The organism is Streptomyces huasconensis, from assembly GCF_021028635.1.
GTDB lineage: Bacteria > Actinomycetota > Actinomycetes > Streptomycetales > Streptomycetaceae > Streptomyces > Streptomyces huasconensis.
Genome location: NZ_CP086119.1, coordinates 7,226,935 through 7,245,323 on the forward strand (window position 1 = coordinate 7,226,935; position 18,389 = coordinate 7,245,323).

At 72.5% G+C, this 18,389-nt stretch carries 14 protein-coding genes; 7 read left to right on the forward strand and 7 right to left on the reverse strand.

The window, feature by feature from the left end; all coding sequences use genetic code 11:
- Positions 1 to 140 precede the first annotated feature (140 nt).
- Positions 141 to 1,328, reverse strand: a complete 1,188-nt coding sequence (locus tag J2N69_RS32260; protein ID WP_230903856.1) for a serine hydrolase domain-containing protein — start codon at positions 1,326 to 1,328, stop codon at positions 141 to 143.
- 283 nt (positions 1,329 to 1,611) lie between these two features.
- Between J2N69_RS32260 and J2N69_RS32265 the strand changes: the two genes are divergently transcribed.
- Positions 1,612 to 3,669 (forward strand): phosphocholine-specific phospholipase C, encoded by a 2,058-nt coding sequence (locus tag J2N69_RS32265; RefSeq protein WP_230903857.1) that lies wholly within the window; start codon positions 1,612 to 1,614, stop codon positions 3,667 to 3,669.
- Between the two features lie 59 nt (positions 3,670 to 3,728).
- Positions 3,729 to 4,640, forward strand: coding sequence for an LURP-one-related family protein (locus J2N69_RS32270; RefSeq protein WP_230903858.1), 912 nt, complete (start codon positions 3,729 to 3,731; stop codon positions 4,638 to 4,640).
- 118 nt (positions 4,641 to 4,758) lie between these two features.
- Here J2N69_RS32270 and J2N69_RS32275 read toward each other — a convergent pair whose 3' ends face one another.
- Positions 4,759 to 5,670 (reverse strand): DMT family transporter, encoded by a 912-nt coding sequence (locus J2N69_RS32275; protein WP_230903859.1) that lies wholly within the window; start codon positions 5,668 to 5,670, stop codon positions 4,759 to 4,761.
- Positions 5,667 to 6,542: a phosphatase PAP2 family protein gene (locus tag J2N69_RS32280; protein WP_230903860.1), complete on the reverse strand. Its 876-nt coding sequence runs from the start codon at positions 6,540 to 6,542 to the stop codon at positions 5,667 to 5,669. The genes J2N69_RS32275 and J2N69_RS32280 overlap by 4 nt, the downstream gene beginning before the upstream one ends.
- 182 nt (positions 6,543 to 6,724) lie before the next feature.
- On the opposite strand from J2N69_RS32280, the gene J2N69_RS32285 reads away from it, so the two are divergent.
- Positions 6,725 to 7,309, forward strand: a complete 585-nt coding sequence (locus J2N69_RS32285) for a TetR/AcrR family transcriptional regulator (protein ID WP_230903861.1) — start codon at positions 6,725 to 6,727, stop codon at positions 7,307 to 7,309.
- A gap of 178 nt (positions 7,310 to 7,487) precedes the next feature.
- Here the strand turns inward: J2N69_RS32285 and J2N69_RS32290 are convergent, their stop codons facing one another.
- The 4 genes from J2N69_RS32290 to J2N69_RS32305 form a co-directional block, all read right to left on the reverse strand.
- Entirely contained in the window at positions 7,488 to 8,456 is a 969-nt protein-coding gene (locus J2N69_RS32290) for a DUF2510 domain-containing protein (RefSeq protein ID WP_230903862.1), read from the reverse strand.
- Positions 8,457 to 8,618: 162 nt separating this feature from the next.
- The gene (locus J2N69_RS32295) at positions 8,619 to 9,800 is read right to left on the reverse strand and encodes an anhydro-N-acetylmuramic acid kinase (protein ID WP_230903863.1); all 1,182 of its coding nucleotides are present in this window, start codon (positions 9,798 to 9,800) and stop codon (positions 8,619 to 8,621) included.
- A gap of 436 nt (positions 9,801 to 10,236) precedes the next feature.
- Positions 10,237 to 11,223, reverse strand: a complete 987-nt coding sequence (locus tag J2N69_RS32300) for an acyl-CoA dehydrogenase family protein (protein WP_230903864.1) — start codon at positions 11,221 to 11,223, stop codon at positions 10,237 to 10,239.
- Positions 11,223 to 12,518: an acyl-CoA dehydrogenase family protein gene (locus J2N69_RS32305; protein ID WP_230903865.1), complete on the reverse strand. Its 1,296-nt coding sequence runs from the start codon at positions 12,516 to 12,518 to the stop codon at positions 11,223 to 11,225. Before J2N69_RS32305 ends, J2N69_RS32300 begins: the two co-directional genes overlap by 1 nt.
- 163 nt (positions 12,519 to 12,681) lie before the next feature.
- Here J2N69_RS32305 and J2N69_RS32310 point away from each other — a divergent pair, with 163 nt between their 5' ends.
- From J2N69_RS32310 to J2N69_RS32325, 4 genes are all read left to right on the forward strand, one after another.
- Positions 12,682 to 13,506, forward strand: coding sequence for an SDR family oxidoreductase (locus J2N69_RS32310; protein ID WP_230903866.1), 825 nt, complete (start codon positions 12,682 to 12,684; stop codon positions 13,504 to 13,506).
- A gap of 126 nt (positions 13,507 to 13,632) precedes the next feature.
- Positions 13,633 to 14,220 carry a TetR/AcrR family transcriptional regulator gene (locus J2N69_RS32315; protein WP_230904970.1) on the forward strand — a complete coding sequence of 196 codons (588 nt, stop codon included), beginning with the start codon at positions 13,633 to 13,635 and terminating at the stop codon, positions 14,218 to 14,220.
- 46 nt (positions 14,221 to 14,266) lie between these two features.
- Positions 14,267 to 15,424 carry an acetyl-CoA C-acetyltransferase gene (locus J2N69_RS32320; protein ID WP_230903867.1) on the forward strand — a complete coding sequence of 386 codons (1,158 nt, stop codon included), beginning with the start codon at positions 14,267 to 14,269 and terminating at the stop codon, positions 15,422 to 15,424.
- Between the two features lie 151 nt (positions 15,425 to 15,575).
- Positions 15,576 to 18,227 carry an ATP-binding protein gene (locus tag J2N69_RS32325; RefSeq protein WP_230903868.1) on the forward strand — a complete coding sequence of 884 codons (2,652 nt, stop codon included), beginning with the start codon at positions 15,576 to 15,578 and terminating at the stop codon, positions 18,225 to 18,227.
- Positions 18,228 to 18,389: the final 162 nt, after the last annotated feature.

Sequence of the window (18,389 nt, forward strand, 5' to 3'; positions counted from 1 at the left end):
CCGAACTCCCGGCCGCGGGGTGGCGTTCGAGGGCGACGTCACAACCGCTGAGTGCCCGTGCGCGTGATCGAGGAGTACGCGCGCCACGGCGGCCGCCGAGCAGCGTGCGCGCACCGCCGGTGGTGGAGGTGCCGTCCCCCCTACGACCCCATCGCCCCCAGCGCCTTGTAGAGCGCCCCGACCAGGTGCACGCTGCGCAGGTCCTCCCCGGAGGTACCGGCCCCCATGCGGTTCATCGTGTACGCGTACGAGACACGGTTCTCCGGGTCGGCGAAGGCGTACGACCCGCCCGCCCCGCCGTGCCCGAACGCGCGCGGGTTGGTCCCCGCCTGCCCGAACTGGTTGGGCATGAAGCCGAGCCCCCACGACCAGGCGTCGGCGAGCGGTGTGGCCGCGCGCAGCACCAGGTCCGGTTCGCCGGGGCCGCCCTGCGGTGTGCGCAGCCGCTCCACCGTGTCGGCCGCGAGCAGCCGCCCGCACGCCAACTCGCGGTACACGGTGGCGAGTCCGCGCGCGGTGGCGTGGCCGTTGGCGGCGGGGATCTCCGCGCTCCGGTACGCCGCGCCGTTCACGTCACCCAGTGGCAGATAGCCGAAGGCCAGCGTGATCGGCGCCATCGGGTGGTCGTCGAGACCGCGCACCGGGGGTTCGGCCAACGGGGCAAGGGTGCTGCTCCCCGAGCCGCCCCGCGCCGACATCATGTCCGCGCACCGCCCGTGCTCGCTCGACGGCGTCCCGACGAAGACGTCGGCGCCCAGCGGCCCGGTCACCTCCGCGCGCAGGAAGGTGCCGAGCGAGACCCCGGTCACGCGCCGCACCACCTCGCCGACCAGAAAGCCGAACGTCACCGCGTGATAGCCCTGCGCGGTGCCCGGCGGCCACCACGGCGCGGTGGCCGCCAGCGCCTCGGTGACCTTCTCCCAGTCGTACACCGCGCCGGGCCCGAGCGGTTCACTCGGTGCGATCAGCCCGCTGCGGTGACTCAGCAGCCACCGCACGGGGATCTCCGCCTTGCCCGCCTGCGCGAACCGCGGCCAGTACCGCGCGACCGGCGCGTCGAGGTCCAACTCGCCCCGGTCCACCAGCAGATGGGCGCAGAGCGCCGTCAGCCCCTTGGTCGTGGAGTAGACGTTCACCAGTGTGTCGCGCTGCCAGGGACGCGTGCCGGCGCGGTCGGCGTCACCGGCCCACAGGTCCACGACGAACGCGCCGTCGACCGTGGCCGCGACCGCCGCCCCCACATCGTCGCGCTCGGTGAAGTTGCGGACGAACTCCTCGCGTACGCAGTCGAATCCGGGCGCACAGGTGCCGTGGACGCGCACAGTCATGGACTCTCCCGGGGCGGTGAGACGGGTCGGGGCCACATCGTCCCGCATGGTTGCCCCTGGCACCTACCCCTGTGACGTGTCCGGTCGGCCGCCGCTTCCGACACGCCCGGGACCACCGCCGCCGCGGAATCGGCCGGGGCCTTGTGCCGAGCCCGCCGAAGGTTGGACTTCTCTTCACCCGCCGGCCACCGCCCCTTCCGTATCGCTTGCTCCCCTTGACACACTGCACCCGCTCGCGTCCCCCACGGACCACCCCCACGAAATCACGAGGTCGGAAAGACACATGCCTGAACTCAATCGGCGCCGCTTCATGCAGCTGGCCGGCGGCACCGCGGCCTACGCCGCGCTCACCCAGAGCATCGCCCGCGCCGCCTCGCTGCCCGCCCGCCGCGCCACCGGCACCATCCAGGACGTCGAGCACGTCGTGGTGCTGATGCAGGAGAACCGTTCCTTCGACCACTATTTCGGGACGATGAGGGGCGTACGGGGCTTCGGCGACCCGCGCCCGGTGACGCTGCCCAACGGCAAGCCGGTCTGGCACCAGCCGAGCGGCGGCAAGGAGGTCCTGCCGTTCCACCCGGACGCCGAGAACCTCGGGATGCAGTTCATCGCGGGCCTCGACCACGACTGGGCCGGCGGCCACAAGGCGTTCAACAACGGCAAGTACGACCAGTGGATTCCCGCGAAGTCCGAGCGCACGATGGCGTACCTCGAACGGAACGACATACCGTTCCACTACGCGCTCGCCGACGCGTTCACGATCTGCGACAGCTACCACTGCTCGTTCATCGGGGCCACCGACCCCAACCGCTACTACATGCTCACCGGCCACGTCGGCAACGACGGCAAGGGCGGCGGCCCGGTCCTCGGCAACCAGGAGCTGGGCTACGACTGGACGACGTACGCCGAGCGCCTGGAGCGGGCGGGCATCTCCTGGAAGGTGTACCAGGACATAGGTGACGGCCTGAACGCCGCGGGCCACTGGGGCTGGATCGACGACGCCTACCGCGGCAACTACGGCGACAACTCGCTCCTCTACTTCAACAAGTACCGCAACGCCAAGCCGGGCGACCCGCTGTACGACAAGGCCCGCACCGGCACCAACGTCAAGGCGGGCGAGGGCTACTTCGACATCCTCAAGGCCGACGTGGCGGCGGACCGCCTCCCGCAGGTCTCCTACATCGCCTGCCCCGAGGCCTTCACCGAGCACCCCAACTGGCCGGTCAACTACGGCGCCTGGTACATCGCGCAGGTCCTGGACGCGCTCACCGCCAACCCCGAGGTGTGGGCGAAGACGGCGCTGTTCCTCACGTACGACGAGAACGACGGCTACTTCGACCACATCGTCCCGCCGTACGTCCCCAAGGACGCCGCCCAGGGCAAGTCCACCGTCGACACGACGCTCGACTACTTCCCCGGCAACGCCTCCTACGCGGCCGGGCACTACGGCCTCGGGCAGCGCGTGCCGATGATCGTCGTCTCGCCGTGGAGCACGGGCGGTTTCGTGGACTCCGAGGTCTTCGACCATACGTCGATCATCCGGTTCATGGAGCGGCGCTTCGGCGTCAAGGAGCCGAACATCTCGCCGTGGCGCCGCGCGGTCTGCGGCGACCTCACCTCCGCCTTCGACTTCAGCGGCAAGGACACCGGCCCGGCGAGGCTCCCGGACACCGCCGCGTACGAACCGCCGGACAACAAGCGCCACCCCGACTACGTGCCCAAGGCGCCCTCCGGGGCGAAGCTGCCCAAGCAGGAGGCCGGCTCCCGGCCCGCCCGCGCCCTGCCGTACGCCCCGCTGGTGGACGGCGGCGCGGACGTGGCCGCCGGGAAGTTCACGCTGACCTTCGGCGGCGGCGACAAGGCGGGCGTCTGCTTCCACGTCCGCTCCGCCAACCGCACCGACGGCCCGTGGACGTACACCACGGAGGCGGGCAAGACCCTCTCCGACACGTGGAACTCCGCCTACTCCGGGGGCACGCACGACCTGTCGGTGTTCGGCCCCAACGGCTTCCTGCGCATCTTCAAGGGCCCCGCGAAGAAGGCCGGCCCGGAGGTCACCGCCCGGCATGACGCGACCACCGGCAACCTCAAGCTGACCCTGCGGAACGCGGGCGGCGCCGACGTGAACCTCACGCTGACCAACGCCTACGGCGGCACGCCCCAGACCTTCAAGGTCAAGGCGGGCGCCACCGTGCAGCACACCGTCGACCTGCGGGCCACCAAGCGCTGGTACGACATCACCGTGAGGTCCGACGCCGACGCGGGCTTCCTGCGGCGGCTCGCGGGCCATGTGGAGACCGGCGCGGCGGGTGTGAGCGACCCGGCGATCATTACCGGCTGAGGTCACGACCCCGCAATGGACTGGCGAACCGCCCGGACCCGGAAGGTAGGGTCACCCGGGTGACAACGCATTCGAACACACCTGCAGGCTGGCACCCGGACCCGCACGGGGCGCCCCAACTCCTCCGCTGGTGGGACGGCTCCCAATGGACGGAGCACACCAGCCCGGCCCCGCAGGGCCAGGCCCAGCCGGCGCAGGGTCAGCCGGCGCACCAGGCCCCGGCCCAGCAGGTCCCGCAGCAGCCGCAGGCGCCCCAGGGGCAGTTCGGTCAGCCGCAGGCCGCGCCGGTCGCGCCGCCCGCCGCCGACCCGGCGAAGGTGCAGCGCCAGGTCCAGCGGCAGGCAGGCGTCACGCCGACGGCGCAGGGCGGCGGCACGCTGTTCACCGAGCCCGTCCTGGTCGTGAACCAGAAGGCGAAGCTCATCGAGCTGACGAACGAGTACAGCGTGATGGACCAGGCGGGCAACACGCTCGGCTCGGTCGTGCAGGTCGGCCAGAGCACGCTGAAGAAGGTCGCGCGCTTCGTCGCCAGCATCGACCAGTTCATGACGCACAAGCTGGAGATCCGCGACGCGTACGGCCAGCCGCAGATGCTGCTGACCCGCCCGCGGAAGTTCATGAAGTCGCGGGTGATCGTCGAGCGCGCCGACGGGCAGCCGGTCGGCGAGATCGTCCAGCAGAACATGATCGGCAAGATCAACTTCGCGATGATGGTGAACGGCCAACAGGTCGGCGCGATCAAGGCGGAGAACTGGCGCGCATGGAACTTCTCGATCGTCGACCACGCGGACAACGAGGTCGCCCGGATCACGAAGACCTGGGAAGGCCTCGCCAAGACCATGTTCACCACCGCGGACAACTACGTCCTGCAGATCCACTACCAGCTGCCCGAGCCGCTCCTGAGCCTCGTCGTGGCGACGGCGCTGACGGTCGACACGGCCCTCAAGCAGGACGCCCGCGGCTTCGGGTGACCGGGCCCCGCCCATAGGCGTACGCACGAGAACGGCGTCGGCCGCTCTTCCCCGCGGGGAAGAGCGGCCGACGCCGTTCCGCATCTCGCGCCTACGTTCAGGTGGGTGTACGCCGTGGTCAGGGCCGTGACAGGCGCAGGGCCGCAGGTTCGGCGGAGGGGCCGGGGATCGACGGCAGGTACTCCCGCGCCGGTTCGGCCGCCGGGGCCCGGGGCGAGCGGGTGAGCACCACGACTCCGTACGCCGCCACCATCGCGCCCGCCACCGCGACGAGGATGCCGCCGGCACCGCCGCGCAGCCGCTCGCCGAGCAGGGCCACGCCGATGACCGAGGCCGCCATCGGGTTGGACAGGGTCACCACGGCGAGCGGTGCGCCGAGGCCGCCGCGGTAGGCGGTCTGCGAGAGCAGCAGGCCACCGGCGGCGAACGCCGCGACGAGCAGCGCCACGGTCACGACCTGCGGACTCAGCAGCGGCCCCGAGCGGTCGGTCACCGCCACCGTTACGGTCTGCGTGAGCGCCGAGGCGACCCCGGAGGCGAAGCCGGACGCCGTCGCGTGCCGCAGCCCCGGCCGCGTACCCGGCCGCGAGAGCGCCCCGATGACCGCCATCGTCGCGGCGGCCACCACCAGCGCCTCGGGCACGGTGAGCGTGTCGTCCGGCGCCGGTCCCGAAGCGGTCAGGAGCAGCGCCCCGAGGCCGATGAGGGTGAGCCCGGTGCCGCGCCACTCCAGCCGGGTGACCCGGCGCCCCGCGAGCCGCGCGCCGAGCGGTACGGCGGCCACGAGCGTGAGCGCCCCCAGCGGCTGCACCAGCGTGAGCGGCCCGTACTTCAGGGCGGCCACGTGCAGCAGCGCGGCGGCGGCGTTGAGCCCGACCGAGGACCACCAGACCCCGCTGGCGAGCATCCGCAGGGCCCCGCTCTCGCCCTCGGTGACCCGCGAGGCGAGCCGCTCCTGGGCGACCGCGGCGGCGGCGTACGCCCCCGCCGAGACGAGGGAGAGCGCGACGGCGAGAAGAGTGGCGTTCACTGTCCGGCCCCCGAGGGGATCAGTCCGGGGGAGGCGGCGGACGGGGTCACGGACAGTGAGGCGGGTGCGGCGGGTGCGGAGCCGCGTACGACCAGCGACGGGGCGGGACGCGGCAGCCGGACGACCGCGAGGGCGACGCCGAGCAGCGCGGTCGCCACGAGCGCGTCGAGCCAGTAGTGGTTCGCGGTGCCGACGATCACCAGCAGCGTCGCCAGCGGGTGCAGCAGCCACAGCCAGCGCCACCGCGTCGAGGTCGCGACGATCATGCCGATGGCCAGCATGAGCGCCCAGCCGAAGTGCAGCGAGGGCATGGCCGCGAACTGGTTGGCCATGGTGTCGGTCGCGGGCTTGGCGGCGTACACCGAGGGCCCGTACACCTGTGCCGTGTCCACGAGGTGGGCGGCGTCCAGCATCCGCGGCGGCGCGAGCGGGAAGCCGAGGTGCAGCACGAGCGCGGCGGCGGTCAGCGCGGCGAGGACCCGCCGCGTCCAGACGTAGTGCCGGGGCCGGCGCAGGTACAGCCAGACCAGGAAGAGCAGCGTCGCCGGGAAGTGCACGCTCGCGTAGTAGGTGTTCGCGAAGTGGATCAGCGTGTCGCTGCTCAGCAGGGCGTGCTGAACGGCGCCCTCGCCGGGCAGGCGCAGCGTCCGCTCGGCGTCCCACACGCGGTGCGCGTTGCGGAACGCCTCGCCGGTGTGGCCGTTGGCGAGCTGCCTGCCGAATTTGTAGACGAGGAAAAGTCCTACGACGAGGAGGAGCTCGCGGACGAGGGGCGGTCGGGCAGATGTGTCCGGCTTCCGGACGGCGGTTGCCTCCGGCTTCCGGACCGTGATGTCCGGCTCCCGTTCGACAGGCTCGGTTCGGGATTCCATCCCCCGGCCCCTTTGCGTGATGACTGGGTAGTGCGGTGCGGAGCGAGGGATCGCCCCACTCATCGATACGCCAGTGTACCGATACGGAGTCGTACCGGTACACTGGCGTATCGATGAGGGTCGGTCGAGCTGTGATCAGCTGGGATCGAGCCGATCCGGCCGCCGTACCGAGGGGAAGAGCCATGACGTCGACGTCGAGCCGCTCGAAGATCACGCCCGAGCGTGAGCAGGAGTTCTACGACGCCGTCCTCGACCAGCTCCGCGAGTGCGGCTATGAGGCGCTGACCATGGAGGGCGTGGCCGCCCGCACCCGGTGCAGCAAGTCCACGCTCTACCGGCAGTGGAAGTCCAAGCCCCAGTTCGTGGCCGCGGCCCTGCGGGCCAACCGCTGCGTACGCTTCCAGGGCATCGACACCGGCAGCCTCGCCGGGGACCTGAGGGCGGCGGCCCGGGCCGCGGGCGAGCAGTCGGGGCGTGACACGATGCTGGTCCAGGCGCTCAGCCACGCGGTCCTGCAGGACGTGGACCTGCAGCGGGTGCTGCGCGAGACCCTGGTCGAGCCGGAGCTCCAGGCCATGGACGCGATCATCCGGCGCGGCGTGGAGCGCGGCGAGATCGCCGAGGGGCATCCGGCGGTGGAGTTCGTCACGGTGCAGCTGTTCGGCGTGCTGCGGGCGCGGCCCGTCATCGAGGGCGCCCACGCCGACGAGGAGTATCTGACCCGTTTCGTCGAGGCCTGCGTGCTGCCCGCGCTCGGCCTCACCTGATCGTGGGCCCGAGTCCATTGGATGGGGGACTCGGGCCTGCCCGCGCCGCACCGTGGGGACGGGGGCGGCGCGCACCCCCGGGCCGGACGGGGTTCCTCCTGAGCGGCGAGGAACCCCGCCCGGCCCTTTGGCCCGCCGGGCCCCCTGATCCGACCGGCCCCTTGGTGCGTGCGGGTTTCTACACGTCCTGCCCGGCTTCGTCGCCCTCTCCGACGGGTCCTGCCGTGATGCCCTTCGCGATCCGGTCCATGGTGGACGGCGAAGGAGCCTTCGGGTGGTCGTCGATGCCCATGCGGACGATGATGATCTTCGACTTCTCGGCGGGGGAGAAGAAGGCGAGCGACTCGACGTAGCCGTCGTCGCTCTTCTCCGTGACCGCCTTCCAGCGGACGTGGTAGCCCTTCTGGCCCGCGACGGTGATCGGCTCGGAGGCCAGCACCTTGTGCGAGGTGATCTTGCCGTAGGTCTTGCCGCCGTAGCCCTCCTTCGCGTTCTTCGCGATGTCGGCCTTGGCGGCCGCCTCGGGCGTCTTCGCGTCGATGCCCAGCTTCTTGGCGGACTGGGAGAACGCGCTGCCCCGGGTGCACCGGTCCTCGGGGTTGCCCGGGCAGGGGATCGGCTCCGTCTGCACCCCGGCCCCCACCTGGGTCGGCCCGCCCAGCCAGCCGTCCGGCACGGGGATCTTGATGCCGTTCACCGGGTCGCTCGCGAAGCCGGACGCCTGGCCCGGCGCCCGGGGCGTGTCCGGGCCGCCCGGCGACCGGGGCGTCTCGGGGGTGCCGGGCTCCCGCGGGGCCCCGGGCTCCCGCGGGGCCCCGGGCTCCCGCGGGGCTCCGGACGACGGCTCCTTGGCCGCGGAGCCCCCCTCGCCGTCGTCGTCGGCGGTCAGCGCATACACCCCGCCGCCGATTCCGGCGAGGACGGCGAGCACCACGCCCGCGGCTATGGCGACGCGCAGGCGCCGCCGTGGTGCGGGGGCCTGCCCCGGGTACGCGGGGAAGGCCGGCTGCGTCGGGTGGGCGTGCGTGCCCTGGGCGGCGCGCACCTGATCCGTCCACACGTTCCCGTTCCACCAGCGCTCGGTGGGGGGACCGCCGGCGGCCTGGCCGGGATCGGGGTACCAGCCTGGAGGAGTCATCTGCGTCATGGGCGCCAGCGTATGAGCCCAGCCGGAAAGTGGCATGAGAGGGGCCTGGAAAGGGGGCTCCCATGCTCCAGGCAGGCTCCCATGCTCTCGGGAGGCTCCCACGCTCCGGGGGAGGCTCCCCATGCTCCCGCTCAGGCTCAGGGGCCTTCGCCGCCCCGCGGACTACCGCGCCCGGCTGCCATGGCCGTTGACGACCAGCCGGGCCGGGGCCTCCTTCTCGGGGAGCGTCTCGGGCCACGGCGTGCCGCGCCGCCCCGGAGTGATCGAACCCAGCACGCTCGCGTGGCGTGCCCCCGTGCTCGTCGGGACCGTCCCCGGCAGCCCGTGCAGGGTCAGGAAACCGAGGACCGCGAAGGCGTACGCCTCCTTCGCCGCGGCCGGCAGCCCCAGCTCGTCGGAGGTGCGCAGGGGCATGCCGCCCAACTCCGCCCGCAGGAAGGCCATCAGCACGGGGTTGCGCGTGCCGCCGCCGGAGACGATGACCTCCGAGGCCTTCACCGAGCGGACCGCGTCGGCGGCCGTGCGGGCGGCGAGCCGGGTGAGCGTGGCGACGACGTCCTCGGTGGGCAGCGCCTCGAACCCCTTCAACGCCGTACGCAGATACGGCAGATGGAAGAGTTCCTTGCCCGTCGTCTTCGGTGCCGGGAGCGCGTAGTACGGCTCGGCGAGGAGGCGGTCGAGGAGGCCTTGGTGGACCGTGCCGCGGGCGGCCAGCTCACCGTCCAGGTCATAGGCGAGACGGCCGCCCGTGGCCTCGCTCACCGCGGCGTCGATCAGGGCGTTGGCGGGGCCCGTGTCGAAGGCCGTGCCGTCGGCGGCGGTGATGTTGGCGATGCCTCCCAGGTTCAGCGCGGCGGGGGCGCCGGGGCGGCCGCGCAGCCACATCCGGTCCACCAGGCTCACCAGGGGCGCGCCTTGGCCGCCCGCCGCGATGTCGCGCGGGCGGAAGTCGGCGACCACCGGCAGCCCCGTCGCCTCGGCGATCCACGCGGGCTGCCCGATCTGGAGGGTGCCGTGCACCTGCCCGTCCGCCACCCAGTGGTAGACCGTCTGACCGTGCGAGGCGACCAACTCGGCCTGCCCGTCGCACAGTTCGCGGTCCGCCTCGACGGCCGCGGCGGCGAAGGCGCGGCCGATCGCGGTGTCCAGACGGCAGACGTCGGCGAGCGTGGTCGTCGCGGGCGGCAGCGCGGCGGCGAGTTCGGCGCGAAGGCGTTTGTCATAGCCGCGGGTGATCAGCCCGAGGGGGGTGAGCGTCAGCCGGTCCCCGTCGAGGGTCAGATCGGCCGCGGCGGCGTCGATCGCGTCGTACGAGGTCCCTGACATGAGCCCGATCACGCGCACGTGGGGCCTCCTTCTCGGTCGGCTCGCAATGCTTTTGATCATCGCATCCCGTCGGCCGGGGGTCGACGCGTCTTCCCGGAACGCGGCACGGGGCGCGGCGGCATCGGTGGCATCCGGCCACGCGGAGACCCGGCGGAGCCCGCGCCACATGGGTCGTGAAGCGCGGCACATGGCCTTGGAGTGTGTTCCAGCGTCGCACGGAACGGGGCCGCGAGGACGGACGAGGCGCGGAGAGAGTCCCCCGCGCGGGGGCCCGGACGAGCGCCGGGCTTCTGCGCCGTCTGTCCGCCGTGCGCTCGGCGCAGGGGCGCGCGGTGGGGTGTATTCGGGCGGGCGTCCGCGCCGGGCGGGGGCGGCGTGCGGCCGACCTGTGGAGCTGTGGAGCCGTGGTTGATGGGACCTCAGTGGTCCTACGCGGGCCGGCGGCGTCCTCGGCTCACGCTTCCTCGGTGAGCACCTTGCCCCGCCACACCCCAGGGTCCCCCCACGCACTCCGTAGCGCCCGCGCCTTCGTCAGCCACAGGGAGAGGTCGAACTCCGCGGTGTACCCGATCGCCCCGTGCAGTTGCAGCGCGGCGCGGGCCGCTCCGTACGCCGCCTCGCCCGCCGTCACCTTGGCGGCGGCGATGTCCCGCGGCGCCATGGTCAGCGCGGCGCCGAGCACCAGCGGCCGGGCGAACTCCAGCCGCACCAGGACATCCGCGAGCCGGTGTTTCACGGCCTGGAACGCCCCGATCCGCGTCCCGAACTGGGTGCGCTGCTTCACGTACGCCACGGTCCTGTCGAGCAGTGCGCACCCGACGCCGAGCGCCTGCGCGGCCGTGGCGAGCGCCGCCCAGTCCGTCGCGTGCCGCGCGGCGGTGGCCACGGCCGGGCCCGCGGCGAGCAGTTCACCGCCGGGCAGCGGGGCGGCGAGGCGGCGCGCGGGGTCGAGGGAGCGACGCACGCGCGCGTGGCCGGGCGCGAGCCGCAGCTCCCCGTCGGCCACGGCGAGGACCAGCTCCGCCGCATCGGCGTCCAGTGCGTACGGCCCCCCGCCCGGCAGCGTCAGCGTCGCGCTCACGGCGCCGGACGCGAGCGCGGGGAGGAACCGCTTGGCCGGGCACGCGTCGCCCAGCTCGGCGAGGCGAGCCAGCAGCGCGGCCGCGGCCACCGTCTCGACGGCCGGGCCGGGCACCGCGTACCGCCCCAACTCCACGAAGGCGACGACCGTTTCGACGGGCAGGGGGCCCACACCGTCGTACTCCTGCGGAACCGGCAGCGCGAAGACCCCCGCCTCCGCGAGCCGCGCCCGGACCGCGCGGCCCGGAGCGTGGTCGCCGGTGCTCCACGCGCGCGTGGCCGTCACCGTGTCGGCGGCCGTCAGCATCGCGCCCAGTGACCGGGCGAACTCCCGCTGCTCGGCGTCGAGGAGGAACCTCATCAGCGGCGTCCCTTCGGCAGACCGAGCAGCCGTTCGGCGATGATGTCGCGCTGGATCTCGTTGGTGCCGGCGTAGATCGGCCCGGCGAGCGAGAAGACGTAACCCTCCATCCAGTCACCGCCGTCCAGCCGGCTGACCTGTCCCGCCTGTGAGGCATCGGCTTCCGCGAGGTCCGCCTCCGTCGCCGCGCCGCCGATCAGTTCACCGTCCGCGCCCAACAAGTCCAGCGCCGTCTCGTGCAGCGCGATGTCGTACTCCGACCAGAAGACCTTGTTCAGGCTGGATTCGGCGCCGATCCGCTCCCCGGCCGCGAACCGCGAGGCGTTGGCCCACGTGAACAACGCGTAGGCGCGCGCCCCGATGACGGCGTCCGCCACGCGGTCGCGCAGCGCGGTGTCCGACGGGTCGCCGTGCGCCCGCCAGCGCCGGGCGAGACGCTCCGCCGAGGCGAGGAAGCGGCCGGGGGAGCGCAGCATCAGACCGCGTTCGTTGCCCGTGGTGGACATGGCGATGCGCCAGCCCTGCCCCGGTTCGCCGATCACGTCCTCGTCGGGCACGAAGACGTCGTCGAGGAACAGCTCGGCGAAGGCGGGCTTGCCGTCCAGACGCCCGACGGGCCGGACCGTCACGCCGTCCGCGTCGAGCGGGAACATCAGATACGTGAGGCCTTGATGCGGCTTGCGCACGGTCCCCGAGCCGCTTCCCGAGCCGCTTCCCGCGCCGGTCCCGGAGTCGGCCTCCGAGCCGGTCCGCAAGCTGGTCTCACGTGGCTCGCTGCGGAAGAGCCCGAACGCCCGATCGGCGAAGGCGGCCCGTGACGACCACGTCTTCTGCCCGCTGAGCAGCCAACCCCCGTCCGTGCGGCGGGCGGTGGACCGCAGTGACGCGAGGTCGGAGCCCGACTCCGGCTCCGACCAGGCCTGCGCCCAGATCACCTCGCCGGTCGCCATGGAGGGCAGTACCCGTGCGCGCTGCTCGGCGGTGCCGAAGTCGAAGAGAGTCGGGGCGAGCAGGCTGATGCCGTTCTGCGAGACCCTGGCCGGAGCCCCCGCCGCGTAGTACTCCTCCTCGAACACCAGCCACTTGACGATGTCCACGCCCTGACCGCCGTACTCCTCGGGCCAGGCGACCACCGACCAGCGGTCGGCGGCGAGCCGGCGCTCCCACTCCCGATGGGCCGCGAAGCCCTCCTCGGTCTCCAGCGAGGGCAGGGGCGTGACCGGCACATGCGCGACGAGCCAGTCGCGCGCCCGCTGCCTGAACTCGTCGTCCTCGGCGGTGAAGTCGAGGTCCATCGGCGCCCCACCTTCCAGTGGCCCGTTCTTTATGTCTTCCCTAACAAGTGTTTGGTAGATTACCGTGAAAGCGGCGAAGGAGTCGAGAGTCAGACACCCACCCCCGCCGCCGCACCCGCAGTGGAAGCCGAAGCCGAAGCCAGAACCGAGCCGGAGGGCCGCCATGGACGCACCTGCTTGCCCCCCGGGGCACGACCTGCTCGCGGGCCGCACCGCCGTGATCACGGCGGCCGCCGGCGCGGGCATCGGCGGCGCCACCGCGCGCCGCTTCCTGGAGGAGGGCGCGCGCCTGGTCATCGGGGACGCCCACGCGCGCCGCACGAAGGAGACGGTCGCGGCGCTCGCCGAGGAGTTCGGCGCCGACCGGATCGACGGCATCCCGTGCGACGTCACCGATGAGGCGCAGGTCCAAAGCCTGTTCGACCTCGCGGAGGGACGGCACGGCAGCCTGGACATCGTGGTGAACAACGCGGGACTGGGCGGCACGGCCGAGCTGACCGAGATGACCGACGAGCAGTGGGACAAGGTCATCGACGTGACGCTGAACGGCACGTTCCGCTGCACCCGCACCGCCCTGCGCCGCATGCGGGCGAGCGGCCGGGCCGACGGCCCGCCCGGCACCCTGCCCGGCGGCGAGCAGAGCCGAGGAGTGATTGTGAACAACGCCTCCGTACTGGGCTGGCGCGCCCAAGCCGGCCAGGCCCACTACGCCGCGGCGAAGGCCGGCGTCATGGCCCTCACCCGCTGCGCCGCGATCGAAGCCGCCCCCCACGGCATCCGGGTCAACGCCGTAGCGCCCAGCCTCGCCCTGCACCCCCACCTCGCGAAGGTCACCTCCCCCGAGCTCCTCGAGGAGCTGACCGCCCGCGAGGCCTTCGGGCGGTTCGCGCAGCCCTGGGAGATAGCCAACGTCATCGTCTTCCTGGCCAGCGGCTACTCCTCGTACATGACGGGCGAGACCGTCTCGGTCAGCAGCCAGCACGCCTAGGCGGAGAATGACCGTGTGTCGAAACCGAACCAGACCATCAAGAACCAGACCAGCAAGAACCCGGCCACCCAGAACCCAGCCGCCAAAAACCAAGCCGCCAAGAACACGAGCAAGAAGAAGCCCCAAGTGAGCCCCTCTCCCGAGCGGCGCCGTGAGCTCCTCGGCATCGCCGCGGAGGTCTTCGCCGAACAGGGGTACAACGCCACCACGGTCCGCAAGATCGCCGACTCCGCGGGCATGCTCGCCGGCAGTCTCTACTACCACTTCGACTCCAAGGAGTCGATGCTCGAAGAGATCCTCCGCACCTTCCTGACCGAGCTGTGGGACGGGTACGACACCGTGCTCCAGGCAGGGCTGGGCCCCCGCGAGACGCTCGAAGCGCTCGTCACCGAGTCCTTCCGGGAGATCGACCGGCACCGCCCCGCCGTCGCGATCTACCAGAAGGAGTCCAAGCACCTGGTCGCACAGGAGCGCTTCCAGTACCTGTCCGACTCGCAGCAGCGCTTCGAGGAGGCGTGGCTGACGACGCTGGAGCGCGGCGTCGCGGACGGCGTCTTCCGCGGCGACCTGGACATCCGGCTCGCCTACCGCTTCGTGCGCGACACCGTCTGGGTCGCCGCGTCCTGGTACCGCCCCGGCGGCGGCCACAGCCCCGAGGAGATCGCCCGGCAGTACCTGTCGATGGTCCTGGACGGCATCTCCGTCCGCACGTAAGGGACGCGCCGACGCACGGCGCGCCACGACCGAGGAGTACGCAGCCATGGCCGAGGCCTACATCGTCGAAGCGGTCCGCACCCCCGTCGGCCGGCGCAAGGGAGGCCTCTGCGGGGTCCACCCGGCCGACCTGGGCGCCCATGTCCTGAAAGCGGTGGTCGAGCGCACCGGCATCGACCCCGCCGCCGTGGAGGACGTCGTCTTCGGCTGCCTGGACACGGTCGGCCCGCAGGCCGGGGACATCGCCCGCACCAGCTGGCTCGCGGCCGGGCTCCCCGAGGACGTACCCGGCGTGACGATCGACCGGCAGTGCGGATCGTCCCAGCAGGCCGTGCACTTCGCGGCGCAAGGCGTCCTGTCCGGCACCCAGGACCTCGTCGTCGCGGGCGGCACACAGAACATGTCGATGATCCCCATCGCCTTCGCGTCCCGGCAGGCCGCCGAACCGCTCGGCCTCACCGAAGGCCCGTACGCGGGCAGCGAAGGCTGGCGCGTCCGCTACGGCGACCAGCCCGTGAACCAGTTCCACGGCGCCGAGTTGATCGCCGCCAAGTGGAACATCTCCCGCCGGGACATGGAGGAGTTCGCGCTCCGCTCCCACCGACGGGCCGCGCGCGCCATCGACGAGGGCCGCTTCGACCGCGAAGTCGTCGCGTACGGCGACGTGACCACCGACGAAGGCCCACGGCGCGACACGACCCTGGAGAAAATGGCGGGCCTGAAGCCCGTCCTGGAGGGCGGCACGATCACCGCCGCCTGCTCCTCCCAGGTGTCGGACGGCGCCGCCGCCCTGCTCATCGCGAGCGAACGGGCCGTGCGAGAACACGGTCTGACCCCTCGCGCACGGGTCCACCACCTCTCCGTGCGCGGCGAGGACCCCATCCGGATGCTCTCCGCACCGATCCCCGCCACCGCGTACGCGCTCAAGAAGACCGGCATGCGGATCGGCGACATCGATCTCGTCGAGGTCAACGAAGCGTTCGCCCCGGTCGTCCTCGCCTGGCTGAAGGAGACCGAAGCGGACCCCGAGAAGGTCAATGTCAACGGCGGCGCCATCGCCCTCGGTCACCCCCTCGGCGCGACCGGCGTGAAACTGATGACGACACTCCTGCACGAACTGGAGCGCACCGGCGGCCGGTTCGGCCTCCAGACGATGTGCGAGGGCGGCGGCCAGGCGAACGTGACGATCATCGAACGCCTCTGAGCCGTCACCCTCTGAAACCCCCTCCGCGTCCACGAAACGGACCCTTCCTCACCCTTGCGGGAGGACCTGCGCCGACAGCGCTCCACAGCGGCGCCGACCCGGCTAGTCTCGACTCCTGTACGTCGATTGAGCGACCCCGGGAGGTAGCGCGATGACGCAGGGACGGCCCGGAGGAGCCGCCTGGGCCCCGCTGTGGGAGCGCGACGCCGAACTCGCCGCGGCGACCCAGGCCGTCGACGCGCTCTGCGCGGACGCCATGAGCGTGGGCGGCCTGCTCGTTTTCAGCGGCGAGGCCGGCATCGGCAAGACCGCGCTCCTCGCCGAAGTGCGCCGCATCGCGGAGGCACGCGGCGCCACGGTCTGGTACGCACGGGGCGGCGAGGCCGTCACCTCCGTCCCCTTCAACGTCGTACGCCAACTCCTGCAGCCCGCACTCATCGCGTTCACCCCCGAGGAGGAACGCGAATACCTCGGCGACTGGTACGACATCGCGGGCCCGGCCCTCGGCATAGTCGCGCCCGGCGGCCGGCAGGCCGACCCGCAGGGCGTCTGCGACGGCCTCGTCGAAGTCGTCTTCCGGCTGGCACAGCTCAAATGGCCGCTCGTCCTGCTCATCGACGACGCGCACTGGGCCGACCAGGAGACGCTGCACTGGCTGGCCGCCTTCGCCCGCCGCCTGGCCGAGCTGTCCGTGCTCGTCGTGATCGCCCACCGGCCGAGCGACGCCGAGGGGGACAGCGCACGTCACCTGGCATCGGTCGCCGCGTCGGCCCGCTCCTTCACCACGCTGCACGCGCTCACCCCGGACGCCGCCGCGGGCCTGACCCGCGCCACACTCGGCGAGCACGCCGACGCTCCGTTCTGCCGCGAGGTGTGGGCGGTCACCGGCGGCAACCCCTACGAAACGGTCGAACTGCTCGCCAAGGTGCAGGACAGCGACCTCGAACCGGTGGAGAGCTCGGCGGACGCCCTGCGCGCCCTCAACCGCACGGCCAAGGGCCGCGGCCTCATCGCCCGTCTCGAAGACCTCGGCACCGACGCCACCCGCTTCGCCTGGGCCGCCGCCATCCTCGGCACCGCCATCTCCCTGGACATGGCCGCCCGGCTCGCCGTGATGCCCCGCGCCGCCGCCGAACGCTGCGCGGAACAGCTCTGCACCGCGCGCATCCTGCTCCGCGGCGAGGACGGCCTGGAGTTCGTCCACCCGCAGATCGAGAGCACGGTCTACCGCTCGATCCCGTCGGCCACCCGCACCGCCATGCACGGCGTGGCCGCCGCGGTCCTCACGCAGGAGGGCCGGAGCGCCGCGGACGCCTCCCGGCACCTCCTGGAGGTGCACCCCGAGGACGACCCCGACATGGTCGAGCAACTGCGCCAGGCCGCGGCCGAACACCTCGCGGTCGGCGCGCCCGACGCGGCCCGCCGCTGTCTGGAGCGGGCCCTGAAGGAGCCGCCGCTGCCCGAGATCCACGCCCGCGTGCTCTACGAACTGGGCTGCGCCACGCTGCTCACCTCGCCCTCCACCACCATCCGTCACCTCCGCGAGGCGCTCTCCATGCGGGGCCTCGACCGGGAGCTGCGCGTCGACGCGGTCTGCCGGCTCTCCCAGGCCCTCGTCCACAACGACCAGCTGGGGGAGGGCCTGCGGGCCATCGCCGAGGAGGCGGCACGGCTCGAGCCGGGACCCGCGCTGCTGCGCCTCCAGGCCGTGCACTACATGTGGGAGGGCATCCACGCGGGCGAGGAGGACTCACCGGCCCGATCACGGCGTCTGGCCGACCTCGCCGGCCCGCTGACCGGCCGGGACAACTCCGAGCGCGCCCTGCTGATCCTGCGCGCCTTCGACGCCATGACCCGCGGTGAGAACGCCGAACTGGTCGTCGAACTCTGCGACCGCGCCCTCGTCAACGGCCGCCTCGCGCCAGGGCTCGGCTGGACCGACACGGAGTGGAGCTTCGAGCTGCGCCTGATGCTCGGCGGTTCCTACGCCTTCTCGGACCGGCTCGACCGCGCGGAGAGCCTGTTCACCGAGGCCGTGCGCGTGTACGAGACGGCGGGCTGGAGCGGCGGTCACCTCGCTCTCGCACACGCCTTCCTCGGTTACGTCTACCGCAGGCGCGGACGGCTGATCGACGCCGAGCACTCCTTGCGCGAGAGCCTGCGCCTGGCCGACCGCGTCGGCAAGGGCCTGCCCATGCACTGGGAGGCGGCCAGCATGCTCATCGACACGCTCCTGGCGCGCGGGCACATCGGCGAGGCGGGCGCCATCGCCGACCGCTACGGCTTCGCACCACCCTCCGCCTCCACGATCTACGTCCCCGACGCCATGTCCGTACGCGGCAGACTGCTGCTCGCGCTCGGCCGCACGGAGGAGGGGCTGAACGAACTGGAGGCGACAGCGAAGGCGTTGACCGCGCGCGGTCAGTACAACACGGTGCTCGCACCGTGGGCGTACGACCTCGCCCGCGCCTTGGCCCACGACAACCCGAAACGGGCCGCTGACCTCGTCGCCGACGCCCGCATGCAGGCCGAGCGGTTCGGCACGGACACGGCGATCGGCGAGGCCCTGCGGTGCGAGGCCGCCCTGGCCACGGGCCCACGCTCCATCGCCCTCTACCGCCAGGCGGCCACGTACCTGGAGGCGTCACCCTGCGCGTACGAACACGCGGTGGCCCGCGTGGAGTACGGCATCGCGGCACATGCCGTACCGGAACTGGAACGCGGCCTGACCCTGGCAAGAACCTGCGGAGCCGACGGCCTCGCGGAACGAGCACTCGCACACCTACCACTGGTACGGGGCTAGCGACGCCCTCTGCTGCGGGGGGCCTGCGGGCGTGACGCCGCCGGGTAGGGGACTGCCTGGGCGGTGACTCTGCTGCGGGGGCTCTGCGGAACCCTCAACGCCGCTGCTGAGCCCCCCGGCTCACCCGCCCCGTTCGCCCGCCCGGGCTGCGCTCCCCCCGGC

What these genes read in the sequence shown, in the direction of transcription:
- J2N69_RS32260 (WP_230903856.1), bottom strand. Translation starts at nt 1,328, where the DNA reads ATGACTGTGCGCGTCCACGGCACCTGTGCGCCCGGATTCGACTGCGTA.
- J2N69_RS32285 (WP_230903861.1), top strand. Translation starts at nt 6,725, where the DNA reads ATGACGTCGACGTCGAGCCGCTCGAAGATCACGCCCGAGCGTGAGCAG.
- J2N69_RS32300 (WP_230903864.1), bottom strand. Translation starts at nt 11,223, where the DNA reads ATGAGGTTCCTCCTCGACGCCGAGCAGCGGGAGTTCGCCCGGTCACTG.
- J2N69_RS32310 (WP_230903866.1), top strand. Translation starts at nt 12,682, where the DNA reads ATGGACGCACCTGCTTGCCCCCCGGGGCACGACCTGCTCGCGGGCCGC.
- J2N69_RS32280 (WP_230903860.1), bottom strand. Translation starts at nt 6,542, where the DNA reads ATGGAATCCCGAACCGAGCCTGTCGAACGGGAGCCGGACATCACGGTC.
- J2N69_RS32290 (WP_230903862.1), bottom strand. Translation starts at nt 8,456, where the DNA reads ATGACGCAGATGACTCCTCCAGGCTGGTACCCCGATCCCGGCCAGGCC.
- J2N69_RS32320 (WP_230903867.1), top strand. Translation starts at nt 14,267, where the DNA reads ATGGCCGAGGCCTACATCGTCGAAGCGGTCCGCACCCCCGTCGGCCGG.
- J2N69_RS32265 (WP_230903857.1), top strand. Translation starts at nt 1,612, where the DNA reads ATGCCTGAACTCAATCGGCGCCGCTTCATGCAGCTGGCCGGCGGCACC.
- J2N69_RS32305 (WP_230903865.1), bottom strand. Translation starts at nt 12,518, where the DNA reads ATGGACCTCGACTTCACCGCCGAGGACGACGAGTTCAGGCAGCGGGCG.
- J2N69_RS32325 (WP_230903868.1), top strand. Translation starts at nt 15,576, where the DNA reads ATGACGCAGGGACGGCCCGGAGGAGCCGCCTGGGCCCCGCTGTGGGAG.